Origin of the sequence: Blautia sp. TM10-2 (assembly GCF_003480845.1) — a bacterium.
Classification (GTDB): domain Bacteria; phylum Bacillota; class Clostridia; order Lachnospirales; family Lachnospiraceae; genus Fusicatenibacter; species Fusicatenibacter saccharivorans.
The window spans coordinates 145,660-169,423 of the sequence record NZ_QUJZ01000005.1 but is presented as its reverse complement, the minus strand read 5'-3'; the positions used below and the strand labels follow the sequence as shown (position 1 = coordinate 169,423).

20 protein-coding genes and 1 riboswitch are annotated in these 23,764 nt (G+C 51.5%); of the genes, 2 read left to right on the top strand and 18 right to left on the bottom strand.

Features of this window, described 5'->3' with window-relative positions; genetic code table 11:
* Positions 1 to 126 precede the first annotated feature (126 nt).
* Positions 127 to 2,724, top strand: a complete 2,598-nt coding sequence (locus tag DXD92_RS06690) for a transglycosylase domain-containing protein (RefSeq protein ID WP_117509662.1) — start codon at positions 127 to 129, stop codon at positions 2,722 to 2,724.
* Between the two features lie 91 nt (positions 2,725 to 2,815).
* Here the strand turns inward: DXD92_RS06690 and DXD92_RS06685 are convergent, their stop codons facing one another.
* From DXD92_RS06685 to DXD92_RS06655, 7 genes are all read right to left on the bottom strand, one after another.
* Positions 2,816 to 3,760, bottom strand: a complete 945-nt coding sequence (locus DXD92_RS06685) for an ROK family glucokinase (protein WP_117760497.1) — start codon at positions 3,758 to 3,760, stop codon at positions 2,816 to 2,818.
* A gap of 4 nt (positions 3,761 to 3,764) precedes the next feature.
* Complete coding sequence (hprK, locus tag DXD92_RS06680) at positions 3,765 to 4,700, bottom strand: HPr(Ser) kinase/phosphatase (RefSeq protein WP_022463126.1); 936 nt, start codon at positions 4,698 to 4,700, stop codon at positions 3,765 to 3,767.
* A gap of 94 nt (positions 4,701 to 4,794) precedes the next feature.
* A complete protein-coding gene (gene uvrC, locus DXD92_RS06675) occupies positions 4,795 to 6,654 on the bottom strand; it encodes an excinuclease ABC subunit UvrC (protein WP_117509664.1) in 1,860 nt (619 codons plus the stop codon).
* A 92-nt stretch (positions 6,655 to 6,746) separates the two neighbouring features.
* A complete protein-coding gene (ftsH, locus tag DXD92_RS06670; protein WP_117804206.1) occupies positions 6,747 to 8,648 on the bottom strand; it encodes an ATP-dependent zinc metalloprotease FtsH in 1,902 nt (633 codons plus the stop codon).
* A gap of 187 nt (positions 8,649 to 8,835) precedes the next feature.
* Complete coding sequence (gene galE / locus DXD92_RS06665; protein WP_022463123.1) at positions 8,836 to 9,852, bottom strand: UDP-glucose 4-epimerase GalE; 1,017 nt, start codon at positions 9,850 to 9,852, stop codon at positions 8,836 to 8,838.
* Between the two features lie 72 nt (positions 9,853 to 9,924).
* Positions 9,925 to 11,418, bottom strand: coding sequence for a UDP-glucose--hexose-1-phosphate uridylyltransferase (galT, locus tag DXD92_RS06660; protein ID WP_118640299.1), 1,494 nt, complete (start codon positions 11,416 to 11,418; stop codon positions 9,925 to 9,927).
* Between the two features lie 40 nt (positions 11,419 to 11,458).
* Positions 11,459 to 12,628, bottom strand: a complete 1,170-nt coding sequence (locus DXD92_RS06655) for a galactokinase (protein WP_022463121.1) — start codon at positions 12,626 to 12,628, stop codon at positions 11,459 to 11,461.
* 272 nt (positions 12,629 to 12,900) lie between these two features.
* On the opposite strand from DXD92_RS06655, the gene DXD92_RS06650 reads away from it, so the two are divergent.
* Positions 12,901 to 13,794, top strand: a complete 894-nt coding sequence (locus DXD92_RS06650; protein ID WP_055219743.1) for an AraC family transcriptional regulator — start codon at positions 12,901 to 12,903, stop codon at positions 13,792 to 13,794.
* On the opposite strand, the gene DXD92_RS06645 is transcribed toward DXD92_RS06650, so the two are convergent.
* The 11 genes from DXD92_RS06645 to DXD92_RS06595 form a co-directional block, all read right to left on the bottom strand.
* The gene (locus DXD92_RS06645) at positions 13,785 to 16,277 is read right to left on the bottom strand and encodes an ATP-dependent DNA helicase (RefSeq protein ID WP_118640298.1); all 2,493 of its coding nucleotides are present in this window, start codon (positions 16,275 to 16,277) and stop codon (positions 13,785 to 13,787) included. The genes DXD92_RS06650 and DXD92_RS06645 overlap by 10 nt on opposite strands.
* A 328-nt stretch (positions 16,278 to 16,605) precedes the next feature.
* Complete coding sequence (locus tag DXD92_RS06640) at positions 16,606 to 16,833, bottom strand: HPr family phosphocarrier protein (protein ID WP_022463118.1); 228 nt, start codon at positions 16,831 to 16,833, stop codon at positions 16,606 to 16,608.
* Between the two features lie 335 nt (positions 16,834 to 17,168).
* Positions 17,169 to 17,993 (bottom strand): Mrp/NBP35 family ATP-binding protein, encoded by an 825-nt coding sequence (locus DXD92_RS06635; protein WP_055219741.1) that lies wholly within the window; start codon positions 17,991 to 17,993, stop codon positions 17,169 to 17,171.
* A 30-nt stretch (positions 17,994 to 18,023) separates the two neighbouring features.
* On the bottom strand, positions 18,024 to 18,368 hold the full coding sequence (locus tag DXD92_RS06630; protein WP_055219739.1) for a metal-sensing transcriptional repressor: 345 nt from the start codon (positions 18,366 to 18,368) through the stop codon (positions 18,024 to 18,026).
* Between the two features lie 38 nt (positions 18,369 to 18,406).
* Complete coding sequence (locus tag DXD92_RS06625) at positions 18,407 to 18,637, bottom strand: hypothetical protein (protein ID WP_022463115.1); 231 nt, start codon at positions 18,635 to 18,637, stop codon at positions 18,407 to 18,409.
* Between the two features lie 4 nt (positions 18,638 to 18,641).
* Positions 18,642 to 19,169, bottom strand: a complete 528-nt coding sequence (locus DXD92_RS06620; protein WP_022463114.1) for a DNA-deoxyinosine glycosylase — start codon at positions 19,167 to 19,169, stop codon at positions 18,642 to 18,644.
* Entirely contained in the window at positions 19,156 to 19,398 is a 243-nt protein-coding gene (locus DXD92_RS06615; protein ID WP_022463113.1) for a hypothetical protein, read from the bottom strand. The genes DXD92_RS06620 and DXD92_RS06615 overlap by 14 nt, the downstream gene beginning before the upstream one ends.
* A 243-nt stretch (positions 19,399 to 19,641) precedes the next feature.
* Positions 19,642 to 20,820, bottom strand: coding sequence for a phosphoribosylaminoimidazolecarboxamide formyltransferase (locus DXD92_RS06610; protein WP_117760499.1), 1,179 nt, complete (start codon positions 20,818 to 20,820; stop codon positions 19,642 to 19,644).
* A gap of 31 nt (positions 20,821 to 20,851) precedes the next feature.
* The gene (locus DXD92_RS06605) at positions 20,852 to 21,565 is read right to left on the bottom strand and encodes an IMP cyclohydrolase (RefSeq protein ID WP_022463110.1); all 714 of its coding nucleotides are present in this window, start codon (positions 21,563 to 21,565) and stop codon (positions 20,852 to 20,854) included.
* 78 nt (positions 21,566 to 21,643) lie between these two features.
* Positions 21,644 to 21,724, bottom strand: a riboswitch (ZMP/ZTP riboswitch).
* A gap of 133 nt (positions 21,725 to 21,857) precedes the next feature.
* Complete coding sequence (locus DXD92_RS06600) at positions 21,858 to 22,340, bottom strand: acyl-CoA thioesterase (protein ID WP_117509668.1); 483 nt, start codon at positions 22,338 to 22,340, stop codon at positions 21,858 to 21,860.
* 41 nt (positions 22,341 to 22,381) lie between these two features.
* Positions 22,382 to 23,659 carry an O-acetylhomoserine aminocarboxypropyltransferase/cysteine synthase family protein gene (locus DXD92_RS06595; protein ID WP_022463108.1) on the bottom strand — a complete coding sequence of 426 codons (1,278 nt, stop codon included), beginning with the start codon at positions 23,657 to 23,659 and terminating at the stop codon, positions 22,382 to 22,384.
* Positions 23,660 to 23,764 lie beyond the last annotated feature (105 nt).

Genomic DNA, 23,764 nt, shown 5'->3' with positions numbered 1-23,764 from the left:
TTTTATTCCAGCCCTTTGTTTGGTATAATAAAAATAAGTATACCCTGCTTTTTGCAGGGCAGGAACACCATTGATTACTGAACTAAATCAGTTTTGCAGGAACATGACATAAGGAGGATTTTCTATATGCACTTTGGAAAAAGTCATCTGGAAGACAAACGTGAAGATCTGCGGTCCCATTACGGAAAGATTGAAAAGACGGCCGGCGTGACGGCGCTGCGCATCGCGTTCTGTCTTCTTCTTGTCGTTCTCGTCTGCGGTGCCGGGCTTGTGATCGGCGCTGTCCGCGGCGTGATTGACAGTGCCCCTGATATTTCAGAGGCAAATATCATGCCGCTCGGCAACGCGTCGTTTATCTACGATGCTGACGGCAACCAGGTACAGAAGCTGACCGGGGCTCAGGGAAACCGTGTCTCGATTTCGATTGAGGAGATTCCGCTCGATATGCAGCACGCGATCGTCGCGGTTGAGGATGCCCGTTTTTATGAGCACAACGGCATCGATCCGAGCGGTATCATCCGTGCTTTCGTTGTCGGCGTCAGCCACGGCTTTCATTTTACCGAGGGCGCCAGCACGATCACACAGCAGCTCTTAAAAAACAATGTTTTCACTGACTGGATGGAAGAGACGCGGATGCAGAGCTTCAAGCGGAAGATCCAGGAACAGTACCTGGCGCTGAAGCTGGAAAAAACACTGACCGCAGAGGGTGAAAACGCCAAAGACGTTATTCTGGAAAATTATCTGAATACGATCAACTTAGGTTCCGGCTGCTACGGTGTCCAGACGGCAGCGCAGACGTATTTCGGAAAGGATGCAAAAGATCTGACGCTCTCTGAATGCGCCGTTCTTGCCGCAATTCCAAAGGCGCCGACGGCATATAATCCGAAAAACCACCCGGAGAAAAACCAGCAGCGCCGCGACAAGATCCTGAACAACATGAAAGAGCAGGGCTACATCACCGAAGAAGAATACACCATTGCCATGAACGACAACGTTTACGACCGCATCGCCATGCACACGCAGTCCCAGGCGGAGAGCGCGCCGTACTCCTACTTTATCGATGAAGTCATCACCAACCTGATCAACGATCTGATGGTACAGAAAGGCTACACCGAAGTGCAGGCAAAGAACGTTGTCTACAGCGGCGGCCTCAAAATTTATACCACACAGGATTCCTACATGCAGTCAATCCTCGATACGGAATTCCAGAATCCGGAGAACTTCCCGGCGAACACGCAGATCGGTCTCGACTGGGCGCTCACCGTAGAGCAGGCAGACGGCGAGGTACAGAACTACAGCAAAGAGATGCTGCAGCTCTACTTCCGCAACAGCGATCCGAATTTCGATCTGCTCTTTGACTCCCAGGAGGAGGCACAGAGCTATATCGACCAGTACAAAGCCGCTATCATGCAGGAGGGCGATACGATTGTTGCCGAGCGCAGCAGCTTCACCCCGCAGCCGCAGGCGTGCATGACCGTTATGGACCAGCGCACCGGTTACGTGAAAGCCATCGTCGGCGGACGCGGCGAAAAAACAGCAAGTCTTACCTTCAACCGCGCAACCGATAATTATTCCCAGCCGGGTTCCACGTTTAAGATTCTTTCCGCGTACGGACCGGCACTCGACCTTGGAAAGATTACACTCGCTACGGTAATTAAGGATGAGCCGTTCAACTACAGCGACGGCACACCGCTGCAGAACTCGGATCTTACCTACCATGGTGATGTTACCGTCCGCCAGGCGATCATCAATTCCATCAATATCCCGGCCGTCAAAGTACTGACCGAGCTTACGCCGAAGGTCGGCTTTGATTATCTGAAGAAGCTTGGTTTTTCCAAACTCTCCGAGGAATACGATGTGATCCAGCCGCTGGCTCTCGGCGGTATCACCTACGGTGTCAGTGATCTCGAACTGACGGCAGCCTACGCGGCAATCGCAGACGGCGGCCAGTACCGCAAGCCGGTGTTCTACACAAAGGTTACCGACAGCAAGGGAAATGTTTTAATTGACAACACAGAAAACAAGGCAACGCAGGTCTTCAAGGCAAGCACTGCCTCCCTCCTCACCAATGCCATGGAGGATGTTCTGGAAAAAGGTACCGGTGTTGCCGCCCGCCTCGACAATATGCACGCAGCCGGAAAAACCGGTACGACGAACGAGGCCAAGGATCTTGTTTTTGCAGGCTTTACGCCGTATTATACCGCTGCCATCTGGGCAACGTATGATACACACGCGGAGTTTCCGGAGAGCGACCGTGAATTCCACAAACGTCTCTGGGCAAAGGTCATGAATGAAATCCACGAAGGCCTTGCCGATATGGATTTCGAGACTTCCGCAACAGTACAGGAGGCAACGATCTGTACGAAGACTGGCCTGCTCGCCCGCTCAAGCTGCCCGTCCATCACCGAATACTTTGCGGTATCCGATCTGCCGACCGAGCGTTGCAAGGGCCACTACACCGCGCCGGCCTCAACACCGACGCCGACCAGAACCCCTTCCGCAGCATCAACTCCGCAGACAACCCCGACACCGACGGAGGCACCGCAGGAAACTCCGGCTCCGACCGAAACACCTGCCGATCCGCCTTCTAATACACCGGAGACTCCTGACACACCGGAGACTCCTGACACACCGGAGACCCCTGATGCACCGTCAGAACCGGATACCCCGGCGGAGATATCGGAAGTACAGCCGCAGTCCGAAGAGAGCGGCTCTTCCGAATAACTTTTTCAGTCAGTCTATACACAAAAAACCGGCCCTCTGGCATATGCCAGCAGGACCGGTTTTTCTATACTTCTTTTTCCATCTGAATCAATTAGTCAATCAGCATTTTTGCTGCGCCGTAGATACCAGCATCGTTTCCAAGGGAAGCGAGTACGATCGGGGTATCTTTGCATGCGATGAATGCTGCTTCACGGTAGTATTTAGCTACGCCGTCGATCAGGATCTGGCCTGCTTTGGATACACCGCCGCCGACTACGATAACTTCCGGGTCAACAACGCATGCGAATACTGCAAGTGCTCTTCCGAGGTACTCGGAGAACTCCTGAACGATTGCTTCTGCTGCTGCATCGCCTTCTTTTAATGCATCAAAGACAGCTTTTGCACTGATGGACTCTCCTCTTTCTCTTAAAGAAGACGGAGTATCATGGGATGCCAGATATTTCTTTGCCAGACGAACGATACCGGTTGCAGATGTCATCTGCTCGAGGCATCCGTGGTTTCCGCAGTTGCAGACCGCTTCTTCTTCCGGCTCAACACATGCATGACCAACCTCGCCGCCTGCGCCGTGAGCACCTGCTACGATCTTGCCGTCCACGATGATTCCGCCGCCGACACCGGTTCCAAGGGTAACCATAACCAGGTTCTTGCTTCCCTTTCCGCCGCCTGCCCACATCTCACCGAGAGCTGCTGCGTTTGCGTCGTTTGCTGCTTTTACTGCCATTCCGCCGAGTTCGTCGGAAAGCTCTTTTACGATATTTTTATATCCCCAGTTCAGGTTGACTGCGATGGAAAGCTCACCTTTGTCATTAACCGGGCCAGGTACGTCAATGCCGACACCGGCAACATCATCTGCTGCGATACCCTTCTCAGCCATTTTTGCTTTTACGCTTTTTGCGATATCCGGCAGAATTTCGCTTCCGCCGTTTTCGGTGCGGGTCGGGATTTCCCATTTTTCCAACAGAGTTCCGTCTGTCTGGAACATTCCGCATTTCACTGAAGTACCCCCAACATCGATTCCAAATACATAGTTTGCCATTTTCTTACTTCTCCTCTCTTTTTTTCACTAAGTTAGCCTGTACACGGCGGTACAGCTCCTGTGCGGCATTGTAGCCCATCTTCTTCTGTCTGTGGTTGACAGCAGCGGTTTCTACGATGATCGCCAGGTTACGGCCCGGACGGATCGGAAGGGAATGGCAGACAACCTTGTTTCCAAGGAACTCAATATACTCTTCTTCCAGGCCCAGACGGTCGTATTCTTTCTCTTTGTCCCACTCTTCAAGCTTGATAACAAGGTCGATAGACTGGGTATCCTTTACGCTCTCGACACCAAACAGCGTCTTGACGTCGATGATACCGATACCGCGCAGCTCGATAAAGTGACGCGTGATATCCGGTGCCGTTCCGACCAGCGTAATGTCGCTGACACGGCTGATTTCAACCACATCATCGCTGACGAGACGATGGCCTCGTTTGATCAGCTCCAGTGCAGCCTCGCTCTTTCCGATTCCGCTCTCGCCCATGATCAGAACGCCCTCGCCGAATACATCGACCAGCACGCCGTGGATGGAGATCATCGGGGCAAGCTGGACATTCAGCCAGCGGATGATTTCAGCCATGAAAACGGAAGTCGATTTGTCTACCGCAAAGGCCGGTACCTGATAACGATTGCACAGCTCCAGAATTTCCGGTCCCGGAATCATCTTCGTGGTGAAAATGACACATGGGATCTTGCGGCTTACAAACTCTTCAAACGCGCGGACGCGCTCGCTCTCTTCAAGATGCTGCAGATACGTGAACTCTACATAACCGATGATCTGCACACGCTCATTGGCAAAATGCTCATAGTAACCGGTCAGCTGCAGTGCAGGACGGTTGATATCCGGTGTGGCAATGACAAGATCTGTCATATCAACCTCTGGTGTCAGGTTGCGGAGATCCATTTCCTCCACCATTTTGGTCATTTCAATTTCTTTCATTTTCCTGTCCTCCGACTTCATTCGACGTCTTTTTAAATCCGTCTCTTCTATGATTTTAGCACAATAAAGCATCACGGGCAACCTAGAAATTTAACTATTTTGACGAATCCTCATTTTCCTCCTGTGCAGGTGCGTGAAAGAATGTGTAAACCTGCTCCGCCGCCTTTTTATTCATGCCCGGAAGTCCGGAAAGTTCTTCCACGGTTGCCGCCTTGATATCATCAATTCCCTGAAAGTGGCGCATCAGTTCTTTCCTTCTTGTCGGCCCGATGCCCGGGATGTCGTCGAGAATCGAGTGGACCTGGCCTTTGCTCCGCAGCAGGCGGTGGTATTCGATTGCAAAGCGGTGCGCCTCGTCCTGCACGCGTGTGATCAGTTTGAAGCCCTCGCTGTTCCGGTCGATCGGGATTTCCACGTTTCGGAAATACAGACCCCTCGTGCGGTGCTTGTCGTCCTTTACCATACCGCAGACCGGAATCGCAAGATCCATTTCTTCAAGCACCTCAAGCGCAATGTTAACTTGGCCGCGTCCGCCGTCCATCATGATCAGGTCCGGCAGCCGCTCGAAACCGCTGTCCTCCTGGATGCCGCGCAGAAAACGGCGGCTTAAGACCTCTTTCATACTGGCGTAATCGTTCGGTCCCTCGACGGATTTGATCTTGAATTTTCGGTAATCGGCGCGCTTTGGCTTTCCTTTCTCGTAGACGATCATCGAGCCGACCGACTGGAAACCGCTGATATTGGAGATATCGTACGCCTCGATGCGGTCGATCGACGGCAGGTTCAGCCATCTGGCGATCTCTTTTACGGCACCGACCGTCCGACCCTCTTCCCGCTTGATCCGCTCGCGGTCCTGGTCGAGAACGATCTGTGCGTTCCGCTCTGCCAGTTCCACCATTTTTTCCTTGCTGCCCTTTTTCGGCACGCGGATGCGGACCTTCTGGCCCCGTTTGCTGCTTAAATACTCTTCCATCAGCTCCTGCTCGGCAATCTCCTCGGAAATCATGATTTCCCGCGGGATGAACGGCGTGCCGGAATAGAACTGTTTCATAAACGTGAGCAGCACCTCGCTTTTCTGCTCCTCCTCGCCGATCCGCAGATAATAATGCTCCCGCCCGATCAGCTTTCCGTTCCGGATAAAGAAGACCTGCGCCACCGCATCCTCTTTGTCCATCGCAAGCGCAATGACATCCTTGTCCTCGCCGTCACTGTTCGTAATCTTCTGCCGCTCGCCGATCCTGCGCACGCTGTCGATCAGATCACGGTACTCCGCCGCCTGCTCGAACCGCATCTCCTCAGCCGCCTCCGTCATTTTTCCAGTCAGCTCTTTGATCATGTCATTGTAATTTCCATTCAGAAAACTGATCGCCTTTTTGATCTGCTCGCCGTACTCTTCTTTGGAAATGTATCCCTGGCACGGTGCCTTACACTGGTGGATGTGATAGTAAAGACACGGGCGGTCTTTGCCGATCTCCTTTGGCAGGCTCTTATTGCAGGAACGGATATCGTACAGCTTCCGCAACAGTTCGATCGTATCTTTCACAGCTCCGGCGCTTGTGTACGGGCCGAAATATTTCGCCTTGTCCTTCTTCATCTGATGGGAAAACAGAATGCGTGGAAAATCCTCGTTCACGGTCACCTTAATGTACGGGTACGCCTTGTCATCTTTCAGCATCGTATTGTATTTCGGACGGTGCTCTTTGATAAGGTTGCACTCCAGCACGAGCGCCTCCAGTTCGGAATCCGTCACAATATACTCAAAGCGGGCGATATGCGTGACCATCCGCTCAATCTTCGGCCCTTTGTTGCGGCTCGTCTGGAAATACTGGCGGACACGGTTTTTCAGCGAAATCGCCTTTCCTACGTAGATAATTGTATCGTCCGCGTCGTGCATCAGATAGACGCCGGGTTTCCCCGGCAGTTTTTTCAGTTCTTCCTGGATATCAAACGCCATATGACCCTCCTCTTTTTGGGACTGTAATGTTGAAAATGCCCAGCGTGCAGAGATCGTTTTCTCTGCTCCCGCCGGGCCTTTTCGCTTTCTTTTTATATTTCCGGATTTTCAACCGCTTCTTCCGCGTTTCCATTCCGTTTTGCAATCACCTGATGAAAAATCTCCATAAATTCTTTTCCGGTGATCGTCTCTTTCTGGATCAGGTAAGCTGCGATTTCATCCATCGCATCGCGGTTAGCTGCCAGAAGTTCTTTTGCCTGCTCATACGACTCTTTCAGGATCTTCATGACCTCGTGGTCAATTTCGGTTGCTGTGGCATCGCCGCAGTTTAAGACCATTCTTCCGTCGAGGTACTGATTCTGCTGGGTCGCAAGACCGATCAGACCGAATTTCTCCGACATACCGTACTGCGTGATCATCGCGCGGACAATCTTCGTCGCTTTCTCGATATCATTCGAAGCTCCCGTTGTCACATTGCCGAATACGATCTCCTCTGCCGCTCTTCCACCGAGGCACTCGACGATCATCGCCTCGAGTTCGCTCTTCGTGTTGAGGTATTTCTCCTCCTCTGGCACCTGCATGACGTAGCCGAGCGCACCCATCGTACGCGGCACAATCGTGATTTTCTGTACCGGCTCGGAATCCTTCTGCAGTGCAGTAACAAGTGCGTGGCCTACCTCGTGGTAGGAAACGATCTTTCGCTCTTCCTGGCTTAAGATGCGGTCCTTCTTCTCTTTTCCGACGAGGACAACCTCGACTGCCTCGAGAAGATCCTTCTGGGAAACGGCTTTTCTTCCGTTCTTGACCGCAAGAATCGCTGCCTCGTTGATCATATTTGCAAGATCAGAACCAACGGCTCCCGATGTCGCAAGTGCGATGCCGTCGAGATCAACCGTCTCATCGAGCGATACGTTCTTGGCGTGTACTTTCAGGATTTCCACACGGCCTTTCAGGTCCGGTCTTTCTACGATAATCCGGCGGTCAAAACGGCCTGGACGCAGCAGCGCCGGGTCAAGAACCTCCGGGCGGTTTGTGGCCGCAAGGATCAGAATACCCTTGGAGCTGTCGAATCCGTCCATCTCGGCGAGGAGCTGGTTTAACGTCTGCTCCCGCTCGTCGTTGCTGTTGTAGCTGTTGTCACGGCTCTTTCCGATCGCATCGATCTCATCGATAAAGATGATGCACGGTGCGTTTTTCTTTGCTTCCTCAAACAGGTCACGCACACGCGATGCACCGACACCGACGAACATCTCGACAAATTCCGAAGCGGACATCGAGAAAAACGGTACGTGCGCCTCACCGGCTACGGCTTTGGCAAGCAGTGTTTTTCCGGTTCCAGGAGGGCCTACAAGAAGTGCTCCTTTCGGAAGTTTTGCACCGATTGTCGTGTATTTTCCAGGGTTATGCAGGAAATCCACAACCTCCTGGAGCGATTCTTTTGCCTCGTCCTGTCCCGCAACATCGCGGAATGTCACGCCGGTTTCTTTCTGTACGTAGGCCTTTGCTCTGCTCTTTCCTACGCCCATGACTCCGCCGCCTTTGTTCATGCTGCGCATCACCCATACCATGACAGCGACAAGCATCACAACCGGCAGAATGACGGTCAGCAATGTGTAAATGATCGTTCCGGTAGAATCCGGCGGATCTTTGTGGTACGTAATGCCTTTCTCCTGTAACAGATCGACCAGCTCCTGCTCATCTCCCATCATCGTTACCTGATAGGTGATTCCCTCCGATTTCTGGTCTTTCGGCGTTACGGTCAGTGTTCCCGATTTCAAGACAACTTCCTGCACTTCATCGTTGTTTACCATATCCAGGAATTTGCTATAGTCAAGATCCTCGGAAGTAATTCCCCCAAGGGCATTGTTCAGAAGTCCCATCACCATCAGGCTGACGAGGAGGCAGATCAGGATAATGAGTATCGTCTGTCTGTTTTTCGGTCCTCCCCCGGAGCCGTTTTCTGGTTCCCGGTTCTGATTTTTTCTATCGTCCATGCTTTTCCTCCTTGTATGTCAAACCGCCCCTCTTTTTTTACGGACACTTTAACTCTTACATTATATCGGATTCCCTCTTAATTAGCAAGCCGGACTTTGTGAAAAAAGACTGAATTTATCTATACAAAAACGGCCCGCCGACACTCTTTCAAGTATCGGCGGGCCGCCAGATAACACTCACATTACATTAGTCGTTATATCCGTTCGGATTCTTCTGCTGCCAGTTCCAGGAATCGGCACACATCTCCTCGATGCCGTACTCAGCCTCCCAGCCAAGCTCCTCTTTTGCTTTGTCGCATTTGGAGTAGCAGGTTGCGATATCACCGTCACGGCGCGGTTTGATTTCGTATTTCAGCGGATGGCCGCATGCTTTCTCGAATGCGTGGATCACATCGAGTACGCTGTAGCCTTTGCCGGTTCCGAGGTTGTAAATGGAAACGCCCTCGTTGTCAGCCAGTTTCTGGATGGCTTTTACATGGCCGCGTGCCAGGTCAACAACATGGATGTAATCGCGGACACCAGTTCCGTCCGGAGTATCGTAGTCATCACCGAAAACGCCGATGCACTCGAGTTTTCCGATGGCAACCTGTGCGACATACGGAAGCAGGTTGTTCGGGATGCCCTTCGGATCCTCTCCGATAAGGCCGCTCTTATGCGCTCCGATCGGGTTGAAGTAACGAAGCAGGATAACATTCCATTCTGGATCTGCGGTGTGGATGTCGGTCAGAACCTGCTCGAGCATGCTTTTTGTCCAGCCGTATGGGTTGGTCGGGGTTCCCTTCGGGCACTCCTCGGTGATCGGAATCTGTGCCGGATTGCCGTATACGGTTGCAGAAGAACTGAAGATGATGTTCTTTACGCCGTGGTTTCTCATCTCATCGCAGAGAATCAGGGTTCCGGTCATGTTGTTGTGATAATATTCAATCGGTTTATGTACGGACTCGCCGACTGCTTTTAAGCCTGCGAAATGGATGACAGCGTCAATTTTCTCGTTGTCGAAAATTTTCTTTACGCCTTCGCGGTCCAGCATATCGGTTTTGTAGAAGGTTACTTTCTTTCCGGTAATCTGTTCTACACGCTCGATGGCTTTCTCGCTTGCATTGTAAAGGTTGTCCATGACAACAACGTCATAGCCTGCGTTCAGCAGTTCCACACAGGTGTGGCTTCCAATATAGCCTGCACCGCCAGTAACTAAGATTTTCATTTTGGTATCCTCCATGTTTTCCTTCGCTGCTGTTTTTTGCCGCAGCGGGTTAATTGAAACATTTAGTTTATTCTACAACGTTTCCATGAATTTTGCAAATGCACTTCTGCCTTCCTCGGTGCACTTGTAAACGCCGGCATCCTCGAGTACGCCGACAAAGACTTTTCCGACTTCCTCTTTCAGGATATCCATCACATTTTCGCTGTTCAGCTCCGGATGGCGCGGCAGGAATTCGTCTACCCAGTCGGCATGTTTCTCCAGCTCTGCGACAGCGCGGACATCTTTTCCCTCTACGAGGCATTTGGAAAGCTCTTCCAGCTCATCTTTTAAGCGCGCCGGCAGAATCGCAAGTCCCATAACCTCAATAAGGCCGATGTTCTCTTTTTTGATGTGATGATACTGTGCATGCGGATGGTAAACACCGAGCGGGCATTCGTCCGTCGTGATGTTGTTGCGCAGTGCCAGATCGAGTTCGAACGTATCGCCCACTTTTCTTGCGATCGGCGTGATCGTGTTGTGCGGCTCTCCGTCAGTCTCGGCGAATACAAACGCCTCCTCATCCGTGTAACCTCTCCAGCAGTTCAGGATATGCTCTGCCAGATCGATCAGCCGTTTCTCATCTTTGTGGCGGATCCGGATGACGGACAGCGGCCATTTGACGATGCCGGTTTCCACATCCTCGTATCCTTTGATGGTAAAATGGCGCTCGATCGGCGCTTTCGCCATTGCGAAGGTATAGTGGCCGCCCTGGTAATGATCGTGGCTTAAAATGGAGCCTCCCACGATCGGCAGATCCGCATTGGAACCGATGAAGTAGTGCGGAAACAGCTTGATAAAGTCAAACAGCTTCACAAAGGTCGCGCGCTCGATCTTCATCGGGTTATGCTGGAAATTGAACACGATGCAGTGCTCATTGTAATACACATATGGCGAGTACTGGAATCCCCACTCCGTCTGATTGATCGTCAGCGGAATGATGCGGTGGTTCTGGCGCGCCGGGTGGTTGACGCGTCCCGCATAGCCCACATTCTCCTTGCAGAGCAGGCATTTCGGATAACCGCTCTGTTTTGCCAGTTTTGCAGCCGCGATCGCCTTCGGGTCCTTCTCCGGTTTGGAGAGGTTGATCGAGATATCGATATCGCCGTAGGCACTCGGTACGCTCCAGCGGATATCCTTTGCGATGCGGTATCTGCGGATGTAGTTGGAATCCTGGCTCAGTTTGTAGAAGTAATCGGTTGCCTCCTGCGGGCTCTTCGCATAGAGTTCCTCAAACTTCTTTACCACCTCTCCCGGGCGCGGCATCAGGCAGTCCATCAGTTTCGTATCGAACAGATCGCGGTAAACGACGCTGTTGTGTTCGAGAAGACCGCGCTTAGCTGCATCATCAAGCAGTTCATTTAAAGTCTCTTCCAGATCCGGGGTCTCCGGAATCTGCTCCGGCTCTTCGTAATCGGAAATCTGCATGACTTCCAGAATCCGGTTTGTCGCATAGATTTTATCCAGTCCCGAAACAAGACCGGCATTTTCTCCATATTTTACCAGTTTTGCAATACTCTCGTTAATCACTGTAGCTTCCTCCCTGCTGCCGATCCAGCTTTTTTATTTCTTATTTTAATACGCCTGCGCCGTCTCCGATGTCTACGACATAGAAGTCTGCGGCATAGCCGATTTTTTCTTTGTAAGCTGCGCCTACTTTTGCGATGAAGTTGTCAATATCTTCTGTTTTTACGATGCTGACGGTGCATCCGCCGAAGCCTGCGCCTGTCATACGGGATCCGATGACACCCGGGCAGTTCCATGCTTCTTCCACAAGAGTATCCAGCTCGATGCCGGTTACCTCATAGTCATCACGCAGGGAAACGTGGGATGCGTTCATCAGCTCGCCGAATTTTGCGATGTCGTTTGCCTTTAAAGCTGCAACGGCCTGAACGGTTCTCTGGTTCTCGTAAACAGCATGTTTTGCACGTTTCTGGCGGACCGGATCTTTGATGGCATCTTTCACTGCCTCAAACTCTTCCTCGGTCAGCTCGCCAAGGCTCTTGATGTCTTTGACTTTCTGGATCTCAGCCAGAGCAGTCTCGCACTCGCTGCGGCGCTCGTTGTATTTGGAGTCGCCAAGGCCGCGTTTCTTGTTGCTGCAGGAGATGACAATTCTTGCGCCTTCCAGTTTAACCGGTGCGTACTCATATTTCAGATCGCTGGTGTCAAGAAAGATCGCACAGTCCTTTTTGCCCATGGCGATGGCGAACTGATCCATGATACCGCAGTTGACGCCGTTGTAGTTGTTCTCGGAGAACTGGCCGTACAGAGCGATGTCGATCATGGAGATGGTGTCGTAGCCGAACATGTCACGCAGCATTACGCCGGTTACGGTCTCAACGGATGCGGAAGAGGAAAGGCCGGAGCCGTTCGGAATGTTTCCGTAGAGCACGATATCGAAGCCCTGCTCTACCGGGAAGCCCTTCTGGCAAAATGCCCACATCATTCCCTTCGGATATGCGGTCCAGTTGCCTTCTTTTCCCATCAGGAATTCATCGAGAGAAGATTCTACCACGCCGAGTTTTTCAAAGTTCATAGAGTAAAAACGAAGCTTTCTGTCGTCACGTTTTCTTGCTGCCATGTAGGTTCCGATGGTCAGTGCGCATGGAAATACGTGGCCTCCGTTGTAATCGGTGTGCTCACCGATCAGGTTCACACGTCCAGGTGCGAAGTAGGTGCGGATGTCGCCCTCTCCCCCGAACAGTTTTGCAAAACAATCCAGTACCTGCTGTTTCATTTTGTTGTCTCCTTTTCTTTTTGGTGTGTTGTTTTCATGGTTTCGTTTTGTGTGTTGTGTGTGTATTGTGTGTTTGTGTGTTTGTGTGTTTTTTCTTATCTTCTTAAGTATCATTATAGTGAGCCGTACGCCCATCTGCAACAACAATATTGGGGCAAACGATAATTATATTGAGGTGATCTTCGATTTTTTCTTGTTTTTTTTCCCTTTTTGCCGCATACTTTACTTATCGTATGATTTTTAATGGATTTTATGGATTGGAGGTACGTTTCATGCAGATCCGCATGGATAAAGAAAACCGTGAGCTGAAGGCCCACGGCAGCTATGAATTTCCTGTCAACATCAGTTACGAACAGCTCTCCCGCTACGAGCGCGGCTCCTTTTCCTGGCACTGGCACCCGGAAATTGAGCTGACGTTTGTCCTCTCGGGACAGATCGGATATCAGGTCAACGGCAAATCGTATGTCTTAAAAGAAGGGGACGGCATTTTCTGCAACACGAATGCGCTTCACAGCGGCCACATGATCGACGGGATGGACTGCGTCTATATTTCAACCACGTTCGCCCCACGCTTTCTCTATGGTTTTTCAAACAGTGTGATCCAGACGCGCTACGTCGAACCGGTGCTGACGGATATGCAGCTCGCCTCCATCGTCTTTTCGCCGGAGATCGACTGGCAGAACCAGGTACTTGCCTGTATGCACCGCATCTACGACCTCTCGCTTTCACAGCCGTCCGCGTTTGAGATGGAAATCCAGGAGCTTCTGCTGTCGATCTGGATTGAGATTTACCGCCACGCATCGTTTTCCGGTGAATCCCAGAACACGGCGGCAGCGCGTGATGTTGAGCGGCTCCGCATTCTGCTCGACTACATCCACCGCCATTATATGGAGCATCTGACGCTCGAGGATCTCGCCGCACAGATCCACATCTGCCGCAGTGAATGCTGCCGTTTTTTCAAGAAATGCATGAACGAATCCCTGTTTGACTATCTTCTCGATTACCGTATTGAAAAAAGCCTGCCGCTCCTTCTCGAGCGCCAGGCCAGTATCACTTCCGTAGCGGAACAGACCGGATTTTCCAGTCCTGCCTATTTTTCTAAAATTTTCCGGCAGCAGATGGGCTGCTCGCCGAGCGAATACCGGAACCGCGCGGATCACACGTAACGTTCAGCGCTGCACCGAGATTTCATTTCCTGCTGCCCGGCTTTTGATCCGCTCTCACAATCCACCCTCTCCCAAAACGAATGGATTACCTCCGGGAGGCTGCTGCGCTGCACAATCCGGCAGTCCTCCCATTCTCTTGGGAACAGCTCGCGGTACTCCCGGTTTCGGAACCGCTCGTCGAGCAACAGAATCACACCCGTGTCCTCCGTCGTACGGATCACGCGCCCTGCCGCCTGCAATACTTTATTCATGCCGGGATAGCGGTACGCGTAGTCGAAACCGTTCTCTCCGCTGCGGTCAAAATATTGCTTTAAAAGTTCTCTCTCCGGCCCCACCTGCGGGATTCCGGCTCCCACAACGGCCGCGCCGATCAGCTTTTCCCCGTCCAGATCAATTCCCTCCGAGAAAATGCCTCCCATGATACAGAATCCCACCAGCGTTTTCTCGTTGTCTTTCGCAAACGCTTCCAGAAACGCTTCTCTCTCCTGCTCCCGCATCGCCGACTCCTGGATCAGGCAGGTCACGTTTTCATCTGCATACAGTTCCTCATAGACCGCATAGACATCCTGCATCAGGCGGTATGACGGGAAGAACGCCATATAGTTGCCCTTCCGGCTCTGGATCATCTCGTTCAGATAGGCAGCGATCTTCTCAAACTCTGCGCGGTTTCTCCGCTGATACTTCGTGCTGACCTCGCTTCCGATCGCCAGACACCGCTTCGCGGGATCAAACGGGGACTCCACGTAAATCGCGTAATCGTCCGTATTCGTGCTGAACATCTTCTTATAATACTGCACCGGCAGCAGCGTCGCGGAAAAGAAGACGGCCGACCGCCCCTGGTTGATACACTGCTGCAGATTCTCCGCCGGGTTGACGCAGAACAGGCGCAGTGCAAAATCGCCGTTATCGAGATAACTCGTGTAGATCAGATAATTTTCATCCACTAAATTGTAAATCTCGGAAAAATTTCGCAAGTTAAAGTAAAAATCCAGAACCTGCTTCCGGATTTCGCTTGTCTTATGCGCTTCCAGCCAGCCCGCCAGTTCTTCCAGCAGCTGATTGACCATCATAAGAAACGCCGATACGCTTTCCAGCTCCGTGCAGGAATCGCACTCTCTTTTGTAGACGAGCATCTGGTGATTGCAGCGATTCAGCGCCTTCTCGAGCTTTTTGCCCGGTGCATACGGGCGGAGGAGCTGGCGGACCTTTAAAATCTCCTCTTTGACGAGCGTGGCACTGAACATATCGCGGCCCCGCTCGACCAGGTTGTGCGCCTCGTCGATCAGAAAGATGTAATCACCCTTCGTTCCTTCTGCGAAAAAGCGTTTTAATTTCGAGGTCGGATCAAACGCATAGTTGTAATCGCAGATCACGCCGTCCACCCACGAAGCCACATCAAACTGGAACTCGTGCGGGCAGACGTTCCATTTTTCCGCCTGGCGCAGGACTTCCTCTCTTGTGTAGGAATCGCATTCCGTCAGCATCTCGTACACCGCCGCGTTGATCCGGTCAAAATGACCTTTCGCGCGCGGGCAGTGGATCGGATCGCATTCGGGCTCATCGAGGATGCACATTTTTTCTTTTGCGGTCAGCGTGATTGCTTTGAACTGCAGTCCCTTCTCTTTTAGAATGGAGACCGCCTCCTCTGCCACGGTACGGGTGATGGTTTTCGCAGTCAGATAAAAAAGACGGTCGCCGCAGCCCTCTCCGATCGCGCGGATAGCCGGAAAGACCGTGGACATTGTTTTTCCGATGCCGGTCGGCGCCTGGACGAAGAGTTCTTTTTTCCGCAGAATGGTACGGTAGACGCCGCTCACCAGTTCCCGCTGGCCTTTCCGGTACGGGAAGGGGAATTCGAGGTGCTGCATTGAGGCATCTCGCGCTTTCTGCCACTGGTACTGGAATTCCGCCCAGATAAACCAGGCGTCGAGTAGCTCATCGAACCACTGCTCCAGTTCCGGGAGCTTGTACGTCTGCAGAAAATGGCGGATGCGCCAGTTGGAGTGCTCCGGCTTTACCTCTTCTTTGGTGAGCGGGCGCAGAAGGCCTTCCTCCTCGGAGGCGAGCAGGGTGTACGTCATCAGCACGCCCATCTCCTCTTTGCGGTTCTGAAGGCCGTAGATGTAAGCGTAGCACTTCGCCTGTGCCAGATGTACCGGAACCGGCTCTTCCATCGTTTCGAGGTCACGGTACGTTCCCTTGATCTCCTCGATCACGGTCGTGGTTCCGTCCTCGTACATGCCGTCTGCTCTTCCCTCGACGCGCAGGATGAAATGCTCATATTCTTTTTCGTGAACCAGCGGAACCTCCGCACGGTAATCGGCGCCCCGTTTTTTCTGAATCTGCTGATGCACCCGCGTTCCCGCCTGCATGGCATCGCGCTCGCCAAAACCTCCCGACGAGTTGTCCAGATCCCCGCTGCGCAGAATAAACTCCACCAGATTCCGCACGGAAATCCGGATCTCTTTCTTCTTCTCTTCCACTAGCCCGCTCCTTTTCTAACCAGACTATTCAGAGCCCCATCTCGATTCCGCTGCGCTGCATCTCGATGTGGCTTCTCGCCATATGAAATTCCAGAAAAGAACGCTCATTCATGCAAGCATGATTCGTGTCCTTTTCTGGAATTTCGCATGGCTCTGAATAGTTATCATTATACAGAAAAAAGGAGACTGCCGCAACAGTCTCCTTTTTTCTCTCTGAAGTTATGTGTCTCGTGTGATTAGTTTTTCTTCAGAAAGTCCCCTGCGCAAATTCTGTCTCTACTCTCGCTGGCGGCGCAGGCTGAATTTTTTTCGTTTCCCTTAATAAAATTTATGCTACAGCAAATTTCTGCAGGGTTTTATTGAATGCCGGACTGTCACCATAGCAGTGTACGGTGAGATCACGGTTCAGATCCATGCTGAGGATGCCAAGAATGGATTTTGCATCAATAATAACGCGGTTGTAAAAAATGTCAATATCAAAATCACATTTGGAAGCTGCTTTTACAAACTCCTCTACTTCCTCAGTTCCATTGAGTCTTACTACGCAGTGTGACATACGATTCACCTCTTTCTTAATCAATAGCTGTTTGTTTTCCTATCGTTGAGGTAGATTATGCACTTTTTCTCTTTAAATGTCAATATTGAATTTATTTCCTTGTTTTTGCCATATTATGCATGTTTTTTATGCAAGTTTTTCTCATTAACCCTTCATATTTGTCGCTTTTTGTCTCATTTGCGCAGTCGTGTGTAACCGGTTACACAAAATCCGTTTAAAATAAAATAGTTTTTGCCAAAAGAAACGTAAAAATCTTGTCAAAAAAACCCGCTTTTCCTTGTAAAATCAAGGAAAAACGAGTTTTTCATGCCATTACTTGCTTCTATATTTAATGATTAGATGTTGATCTTTGCAATATCGGTGTTATCCACTTCTGCAAATCTTCCTTCGTCCACCAGCTCGGCAAACTCCGGATGAATCGGCATTTTGCCGAGAACCGGCACGCCGATCTCGGCTGCGATCTCGTCGATGTGGCTTTCGCCGAAAATGGACAGCTTTTTGCCGCAGTCCGGACATACGAGATAGCTGTAGTTCTCTACGATACCGAGCACCGGAACGCTCATCATCTGTGCCATCTTGTAGGCTTTCATGACGATCATGCGCACCAGATCCTGCGGGGAAGATACGATCACTACGCCGTCTACCGGAAGAGACTGGAAAACGGTCAGCGGAACATCACCGGTTCCTGGCGGCATATCGACGAAGAGATAATCCAGGTCGCCCCAGATGACGTCGGTCCAGAACTGTTTTACGGTTCCTGCGATGACAGGTCCTCTCCAGATGACCGGCTCTTCCTCGCCCGGAAGCAGGAGGTTGATGGACATTACCTTTACGCCGTTTGCTGCAACTGCCGGGTAAACGCCCTTGTCATCTACGTTTGCAGGTCCTTTCAGGCCATACATTTTCGGGATGGACGGTCCTGTGATATCGGCATCGAGGATACCAACCTTGTAGCCCTCTTTTGCTTTCTGGTTTGCCAGAGATGCGGTTACCATGGATTTACCAACACCGCCCTTGCCGCTGACAACGCCAATGACATGTTTGATCGAAGAATCGGCATTCAGATCAATATGAAAATCCGGTTTGCCCTGTCCTGCTTTGCTTGGACATCCTTCGCAGCTTTCTTTGGAACAGCTCGAATTGCTGCATTCTTTTGCCATGTTTCTTTCCTCTTTTCTTGTTTTTCTTGCTTATTTGACAAAGCGGTCGATCGCCTTATTCAGCTCCTGAATCGCTTTTGTGTCCCCATGCTCGACTGCATCGACGATGCAATGTTCAATGTGATCCTCCAGGATAATTTTTCCTGTATTGTTAATGGCCGCCTTCACGGCAGACAGCTGGATCAGAACCTCAGTGCAGTCCCGGCCTTCCTCTACCATCCGCTTGATCGACTCCATGTGTCCGATCGCGCGGGAGAGGCGGTTTAAGACTGCTTTTGTATTTGTATGATGGTGCCCGTGGGCGTGATCGTGGGAATGCTCGATCACGGTGCCGTCTTCCAGCACATGCACATGCGTGTGTTTTTCTTCACTCATCGTTTTTTTCTCCGCTTTTCTGGTATTTTCTGCGCGATTCAGATTTCTGTAAACGTAAACCGCTGGCGGATGCCGGAGGTCTCAATGTCAAAGACCAGAGATCCGTCCGCTTCCACCGTTTTTTCATATTTTAAGTTTTTGTCCGGAAATTTCTGACGGATATACGCCTCCGGGTCATCCGTCTCGATCTCGTCGAAAAAGACGTCCCGCATCTGATTATTGGCACACTCATTAAAAATCTCCCAGACGGTCTCGTACTCTTTTTTCATCCTGTCACTCTCCGTTTCGTAAGACTTCTCCGCACTGGCTCCACTCGCCAAGCAGCCGCTCCACAGACCATGCGGCGTTCGCGGGACTCGTCGACGGAAGGCGAACCGCTTCCCGTCCCAGCTGCTTCTCCTGGTACTTCCGGTAATACTTCCACGCGGTCGCCCCGTTGCAGTAAATCTGCCGGATATCGGCGCATTCCAGAATGTCCTGCAGCGGATTCGGCACAACATCGCGGATGCTCGCATCGCTCGAGCCTGTGATGACGCAGGACGCGATCACATCCCAGACAGCGATATGATTCCGGAGCAGAAACGCCTTCTTCTCTTCCACGGTCTGCGGCACCTCTTCCCCGCACACAGCTGCCGTCACTTTCCAGAAACGGTTCTGCGGATGGCCGTAAAAAAATCCGGTCTCCCTGGATTTTACGGACGGAAAACTGCCGAGAATCAGAATCCGGGAATCGGCGCGGTAAACCGGCGGAATCGGATGCACCACCGGGTGCTCATTTTTGTTCTCGTCAGGTCGGCTCATCTTCATCAAACTCCACTACCGTATAGAATCCTCTCGGTGTCTCTTTTACTTCTTTTACGATTCCCTTCCGGGACTGCAGCCTCTCATACGCCTGATAATTCCTGCTCATGGCCACTGCCGGGGTAATCGTATAATAATAGGAGGTAGGCAGTGCGCTTTCTGTCACGTTGACTTCCTGGCCTTCCTCGAGAAGTCCCTGTCGCTCCATTTTAAATTCCATCTGCCGCATATTCCTCATCCTCCTTTTTGCAGCGGGCAAAAGATACGCCCATGGGGTATTTTATCACACTTTTCCGAAAAAGAACAGGGGTTTTCGACAGAAAAAGGGCGGTACCGCCCTCTTCCTGCTTATTTTTTATTCTTCAGAAAGTGCTACTCTCTCTTTGATGATACATGTGCGAAAAAAAGAAAGAATCCGGCCGCCCAGAGACCGGATTCTTTCTTCTTATATAAATATAAAACGCATTTCTTTTTAGTGATGGAACAGACGGATTCCTGTAAATGCCATCGCCATGTTGTACTTGTTGCAGCACTCGATGACAGCGTCATCACGAACCGATCCGCCCGGCTCTGCGATGTACTGGACGCCGCTCTTGTGTGCGCGCTCGATGTTGTCACTGAACGGGAAGAAGGCATCGGAACCTAAGGTTACGCCCTTCATCTGGTCGAGCCATGCACGTTTCTCTTCTCTTGTGAAGACTTCCGGTTTTACTTTGAAGATCTTCTCCCATGCGCCGTCTGCGAGAACATCCATGTACTCCTCGCCGATGTAAACGTCGATCGCATTGTCACGGTCTGCGCGGCGGATGCCGTCTACAAACTGCAGATCCAGCACCTTCGGGCACTGACGCAGGAACCAGTTGTCGGCTTTCTGTCCGGCAAGACGGGTGCAGTGCACACGGGACTGCTGGCCTGCACCGACACCGATGGCCTGACCGTCTTTGACGAAGCATACGGAGTTGGACTGGGTATATTTTAAGGTAATCAGTGCAATCTTCAGATCGCGTTTTGCTGCTTCCGGAATCTCTTTGTTCTCGGTTACCACGTTGGAGAGCAGCTCATCGTCGATCGGCAGCTCCTGGCGGCCCTGCTCAAAGGTAATGCCGAAGACCTGTTTGTGCTCGAGCGGAGCCGGACGGTAATTCTCGTCGATTTTGATGACGCAGTAGTTACCTTTTTTCTTTGCTTTCAGGATTTCCAGTGCTTCATCGGTAAATCCCGGAGCGATGACACCGTCAGAAACCTCGCGTTTGATCAGGGATGCGGTGTCTTTGTCGCAGACATCAGAAAGTGCGATAAAGTCGCCGAAAGAAGACATACGGTCTGCGCCTCTGGCTCTTGCATAAGCACATGCTAACGGAGAAAGCTCTCCCATATCGTCTACCCAGTAAATTTTACGCAGGGTCTCGTCCAGCGGAAGACCTACGGCTGCACCTGCCGGGGAAACATGCTTGAAGGAAGTTGCTGCCGGAAGACCGGTGGCTGCTTTCAGCTCACGTACCAGCTGCCAGCCATTGAAGGCATCCAGAAAATTGATATAGCCCGGACGGCCGCTTAATACTTCGATCGGAAGATCTCTGTCATCATCCATGTAAATTCTGGAAGGTTTCTGGTTCGGGTTGCATCCGTATTTTAACGCTAATTCTTTCATGATTTTCTCCTTTCGCAAAACACTCGATTTCTTATTTATTTTTATTCACGATTCTTGTCTCATACTTGCCGGTTGCAATGTCGATATAGCGTGTGAAGAGGGACACCTTGTTGTCCTCGTTTAAGCTGCTCCAGAGCAGTTCGGTGAAGGCATCGATGTCATCCGGAATCTCGACCAGTTTTGGCTCACCCTCAAAGCTTGGCAGCGGATTGCCGTCGTGCATGTAGGTGTGGATGAAATGGCCTTCCCCTGCTACACAGTTATCATAGGAGAAGGTGTAGCGGTTGCACTGGGACGGATCGCCGTTATTGCTCTTTAAGATCGACATCTGGTAGCCGTACGTTCCGTTCTCTACGTGCATCACACCGGAAATACGAGGAGTGTAGTTCGGTGCATCCGGCTCAAACTCTCTGCTTCTAAGGGATACCTCAAACGTTTTTCCCTGCTCCAGTCCTTCGTATACGGTATCGGTCTGGTCTCCGTTTGTTACGATCGTATCATTTCCCAGAACGCGTACCGGTGCGTAGATGATCAGGCTCGGATCTTCCAGCTTCGACGGATCAAACGCCTGTGTGCGGATTCCCTCACCCTCCTCAACAAAGACACGGTTACGGCTGTTCTGGCTTCTGCCCATAATAAAGTATCCGGCAACGGCTTTTGTGCCGTCTTTGGATCTGCCGATCACAATTCCTCTTCCTGGATATGCATTTCCTTTTAATTCCTGTTCCAGTGATACTTTTTTCATCTTCTGTTCTCCTTTTCAATGTGGCTGGAATGGGATTTTCTGTTTTTGGATAAAAAAACAGACCCACTCCCCCAAGCATTCTTCTGCCCAGACGGTCGGCCTCTTCTCACGCTATACTCCCTGTGGTCATTTCCACTTCCGTCAGTCGTATAACTGCCTTTACCTTAACATGGAAAATCCCGCCTGTCAAGGGACACGGCGGGATTTTTTTTAAATGAAATTTTCAGAATGCACGAAGACAGCTCCGGTAAACGCCCCGGTGGATTCTGCAAATGTGCGGGTAAACGTCAACTTAGAACCCCTCTCTGTGACGCTCTTTTCGCAGTTCATAGCGGCGTTTTCCGCCCTCCCACTCGGCCTCCTGCTCCGGGGATTCCAGAATCAGGCCCGGGACGGGAAGTGCGCGGCCGTTCTCGTCGATGGCCACCATCACCACGTAGGCACGGTTGATCATTTTCCGAATGCCGGTCGCAAGCTCTTCCACGTACGTGTCGACGCGCACCTCCATTGAGGTGCGTCCGACATACGTCATTCTTCCGACCAGCACGACGGTGTCGTTCAGAAAAGCAGGATGCTTGAAGTTCAGATTGTCGATGCACGCGGTGGTGATTTCGTGGCCGCAGTGGCGGCGTCCCACCAGACCGGCAAGCTCATCGATCCACGCGACCAGCTGGCCGCCGAACAGACGGCCATAGCCGTTGATATGGCGGTGCATCAGAAGATACGACTGCTCTGTCTCAGAATCTTTTACGCGTTTCTTTGCCATTTCTTCCATTTTACCAATACGCTCCTTTTCACATCCTGTTTTTTGTATCTTTATACGTTCGCAAGCGCCTGATCAAGGTCTGCAATGATATCGTTCACATCCTCAATGCCGACCGACAGACGGATCAGATCCGGCAGAACACCGGCTTCGATGAGCTGCTGATCGTTCAGCTGGCGGTGGGTATGGCTTGCCGGGTGCAGAACGCAGCTTCTTGCATCGGCAACGTGTGTTACAATTGCTACCATTTTCAGGCCGTTCGTGAAGCGCATCGCGCCGTCTCTTCCGCCCTTTGGTCCGAAGCAGAGAACGCCGCAGGTTCCGTTCGGCATGTATTTTTCTGCCAGCGCATGGTATTTGCTGTCTGCAAGGCCTGCGTACTCAACCCATGCTACCTTCGGGTGGTTTTTCAGGAACTCTGCCACTTTCTCGGCATTTCTGCAGTGACGCTCCACGCGCAGGTGCAGGGTCTCCAGACCGACATTCGTCAGGAATGCATTCTGCGGGGACTGGCACGCTCCCATATCACGCATCAGCTGTGCGGTTGCTTTTGTGATATACGCTTTTTTACCGAATTTCTGCGTATAAATCACGCCGTGGTACGATTCGTCCGGTGTAGTAAGGCCCGGGAATTTGTCTGCATGCGCATCCCAGTCAAAGTTTCCGGAATCGACAATCGCTCCGCCGAGCGCCATTGCATGGCCGTCCATGTATTTTGTGGTGGAATGGGTGACAATATCTACACCGAACTCGAACGGACGGCAGTTAATCGGGGTTGCAAAGGTGTTGTCGCAGATCATCGGAACGCCGTGCTCATGTGCAAGTTTAACAAACTTGTCAATGTCAAGTACAACACCTGCCGGGTTGGAAATCGTCTCGGCAAAGACAGCTTTGGTGTTCGGCTGGAATGCTTTTTCCAGCTCCTCTGCCGGCGCATCCTGATCCACGAGGGTAGTCTCGATGCCGAATCGTTTTAAGGTAACGGCGAGCAGGTTGGAGGTTCCTCCGTAAACCTTTGCCGCGCAGACAACGTGGTCGCCTGCCTCACAGATGTTGGTAACAGCAAGCATCGTTGCCGCCTGGCCGGAAGATGTGAGCATGGCTGCCACGCCGCCCTCCAGATCGCAGATTTTCTGTGCTACGACGTCGTTCGTCGGGTTCTGCAGACGGGAATAGAAATATCCCTCTTCCTCCAGATCGAACAATTTTCCCATTTCCTCGCTGGTTGCATATTTGAATGTTGTGCTCTGGTAAATCGGAAGTACACGCGGCTCACCGTTTTTCGGCTGCCATCCTCCCTGTACACAGATTGTGTCCTGGCTGTATCCCATAATTTTTCTCCCTTCTGTAAGTGAAACCGGTCCACCGGGCCGATTTCTGCTGTGCTCAGCGCCATAATAATACCCCCACCCGGGATGCCCAGGCGAGGGTATCGC

Bases quoted from the DNA above. Each gene is read 5' to 3' on its own strand.
- DXD92_RS06690 (WP_117509662.1), top strand. From the start codon at position 127: ATGCACTTTGGAAAAAGTCATCTGGAAGACAAACGTGAAGATCTGCGG.
- DXD92_RS06685 (WP_117760497.1), bottom strand. From the start codon at position 3,760: ATGGCAAACTATGTATTTGGAATCGATGTTGGGGGTACTTCAGTGAAA.
- hprK (WP_022463126.1), bottom strand. From the start codon at position 4,700: ATGAAAGAAATTGAAATGACCAAAATGGTGGAGGAAATGGATCTCCGC.
- uvrC (WP_117509664.1), bottom strand. From the start codon at position 6,654: ATGGCGTTTGATATCCAGGAAGAACTGAAAAAACTGCCGGGGAAACCC.
- ftsH (WP_117804206.1), bottom strand. From the start codon at position 8,648: ATGGACGATAGAAAAAATCAGAACCGGGAACCAGAAAACGGCTCCGGG.
- galE (WP_022463123.1), bottom strand. From the start codon at position 9,852: ATGAAAATCTTAGTTACTGGCGGTGCAGGCTATATTGGAAGCCACACC.
- DXD92_RS06655 (WP_022463121.1), bottom strand. From the start codon at position 12,628: ATGAAACAGCAGGTACTGGATTGTTTTGCAAAACTGTTCGGGGGAGAG.
- DXD92_RS06650 (WP_055219743.1), top strand. From the start codon at position 12,901: ATGCAGATCCGCATGGATAAAGAAAACCGTGAGCTGAAGGCCCACGGC.
- DXD92_RS06640 (WP_022463118.1), bottom strand. From the start codon at position 16,833: ATGTCACACTGCGTAGTAAGACTCAATGGAACTGAGGAAGTAGAGGAG.
- DXD92_RS06635 (WP_055219741.1), bottom strand. From the start codon at position 17,993: ATGGCAAAAGAATGCAGCAATTCGAGCTGTTCCAAAGAAAGCTGCGAA.
- DXD92_RS06630 (WP_055219739.1), bottom strand. From the start codon at position 18,368: ATGAGTGAAGAAAAACACACGCATGTGCATGTGCTGGAAGACGGCACC.
- DXD92_RS06625 (WP_022463115.1), bottom strand. From the start codon at position 18,637: ATGAAAAAAGAGTACGAGACCGTCTGGGAGATTTTTAATGAGTGTGCC.
- DXD92_RS06620 (WP_022463114.1), bottom strand. From the start codon at position 19,169: ATGAGCCGACCTGACGAGAACAAAAATGAGCACCCGGTGGTGCATCCG.
- DXD92_RS06615 (WP_022463113.1), bottom strand. From the start codon at position 19,398: ATGCGGCAGATGGAATTTAAAATGGAGCGACAGGGACTTCTCGAGGAA.
- DXD92_RS06610 (WP_117760499.1), bottom strand. From the start codon at position 20,820: ATGAAAGAATTAGCGTTAAAATACGGATGCAACCCGAACCAGAAACCT.
- DXD92_RS06605 (WP_022463110.1), bottom strand. From the start codon at position 21,565: ATGAAAAAAGTATCACTGGAACAGGAATTAAAAGGAAATGCATATCCA.
- DXD92_RS06600 (WP_117509668.1), bottom strand. From the start codon at position 22,340: ATGGAAGAAATGGCAAAGAAACGCGTAAAAGATTCTGAGACAGAGCAG.
- DXD92_RS06595 (WP_022463108.1), bottom strand. From the start codon at position 23,659: ATGGGATACAGCCAGGACACAATCTGTGTACAGGGAGGATGGCAGCCG.